Annotated in this window: 1 protein-coding gene; it reads left to right on the forward strand. The window is 79.0% G+C overall.

Going from position 1 to position 2150, the window contains the following annotated elements; all coding sequences use genetic code 11:
• Positions 1–2150: DUF5682 family protein (locus tag AOK22_RS38440; RefSeq protein ID WP_244165282.1), on the forward strand; the 2150-nt coding region annotated here is incomplete at both ends.

Raw genomic sequence — 2150 nt, forward strand, 5'->3', positions numbered from 1 at the left:
TCCCCGTCCCCGTCCCCGTCCCCGTCCCCGGTTCCGGGGCGTCTGGTCTCCGCGCTCCGCGCGCGGGCCGGGCTGCGGGCGGAGGACGACCTGTGGGACCGCCTCGTCGAGTCGGCCGCGCCCGGCGGCACGGCGGAGGCGCTGCGCAGGGCGGCGCTGCTGGTCGGCTGGGCGCTGCGCGCGGACGGCGGGGAGGTGACGGCGTACGACCTGGCCCGGGAGGCGCACATGCGGCGGCGCCTCGCGGAGCACGCGGGGCGGCGGACGGCGGCCGTGGTGGGGGCGTTCCACGCACCGGCGCTGACGGCGCCGGACGACGCGACGCCCAGCCCCGCGCCCTCGGGCGCGGGGTCCGGTGAGCAGGTCGCCACCTCCCTCGTGCCGTACGCGTATCCGCTCCTGGACGAGCGGTCCGGTTATCCGGCGGGGATCCGCGACCCGGAGTGGCAGCGCGGCGTGTTCCGGGCGGGCGGGGACGCGGGGCGCATCGACGCGCTGCTGACCGACACCGCGGTGCGCGTCTGCGCCGCGGTCCGCGCGGCGGGACACCCCAGCGGACCGGCGGACGCGCGCGAGGTCGTCCGGGTGGCCCGGGACCTGGCCACGCTGCGCGGCCTGCCCGCGCCGGGGCGCGGCGAGCTGGTCGAGGCCGTCCAGACGGTCCTGACGCAGGGGCAGTTGCTCGGCCGCGGACGGGTCGTGGCGGCGGCCATGGAGCAGGTCCTCGTCGGGGACCGGCGGGGACGGCTCGCGCCGGGAACGCCCCGGTCGGGGCTCGGGCCCGCCGTGGAGGCGCTGCTCGGCGAGCTGCGGCTGCCGGGACCCGACGCGCCCGCCCGGCGCGAGCTCCGGCTCGACCCGCACCGCTCCGAGCTGGACCGGCGCCGCGAGATCCTGCTGCGCCGCCTGGCGGTCTGCCATGTGCCGTACGGCGAGGAGGGCGAGGTCGCCCAGGTCGGCGAGGCCGCTCCGCTCACCACGCGCTGGACCGTGGAGTGGTCGCCGTCGGCGGCGGCGATGCTGGACGTCGCGGGCATCCACGGTGTCACCCTGGAGCAGGCCACAACCGGTCTGCTGCGCAGGCGGCACGTGCACGAGGTACGCGAGGGCGGACCCACGGCGGAGCAGGTGCTCGCGGGTCTGACGGACGCCGCGCGGTGCGCACTGCCCGAGCTCGCCGGTGAAGGGCTCGTGCAGACCGCCGAGTTGCTGCCCGCCTCCGGCACCCTGCCCGAACTGCTGACAGGGCTCGACCTGTTGAGCGGCATCGAGGCGGGCCGGTGGCCGGGGCTGCCGCCGAAGTGGCGCGCCGACGAGGTGGCCGCCGCGCGCGAGGAGCTCGGCGCGGCCGGGGCGCGGGCGCTCGACGGGCTCGCCGGGTCCACCGAGCCGGCCGACGCCCGCGCGCTGGTGGACCTCGCCGTGCGGGCCGGCGAAGGGGGCGGCGGGCTGCGGCTCGCCGACGCCCTGGCTCGGCTGGCCGCGGAGGGCACCCCGCTCATCCGGGGCGCGGCGGGCACCGCGCGGGTGCTGCTCGGACAGGCGGACGCGGCGGAGTTCGGCGTGCGGCTCGCGTCGCGCGTGGACAGTGCGGAGTCGGCCGAACGTCGCGCGGAGCTCTCCGCGTTCCTCCAGGGCACGCTGGTCGCGGCGGGACCGCTCCTGGAGACGGGACGCGCCCTGGACCCGCTGCTCGAACGGGTCGAGTCCCTCACGGACCGTGCCTTCCTCGACCGGCTGCCCGCGCTGCGCGGCGGCTTCGACACGCTTTCGCCCGCCGCCCGCGCCCGGATGCTCGCGGCGGTCGAGGACCGCACGGGCCTCTCGGCGGACACGCTCCCGGCGGCGGTGGCCGACCCCGCGCTCCTCGCGCGGCTCGCGGAGGCGGACCTGGCGGGGCGGAAGGCGCTGATGGCGGCGGGGCTGGCGGACGGGATGGCACAGGTGGCGTACGGGGAGGCGGTGGACCCCAACCGCGAGGACACCGCGAGCCCGTCGGACACGCTCACCGCCCCCACCGCCTCGACTGCCTCCACCGACTCCACCACGTCGAAGCCCTCCACCACCCCTGCGCCCTCCCCTTCGTCCGCGCTCGGCGCCCACGAGCGCTGGCGGCTCCTGCTCGGCCGGGGGCGGGGGCTGGACGGGCA

The sequence above is a fragment of the Streptomyces silaceus genome, assembly GCF_001419745.1.
Classification (GTDB): Bacteria; Actinomycetota; Actinomycetes; order Streptomycetales; family Streptomycetaceae; genus Streptomyces; species Streptomyces silaceus.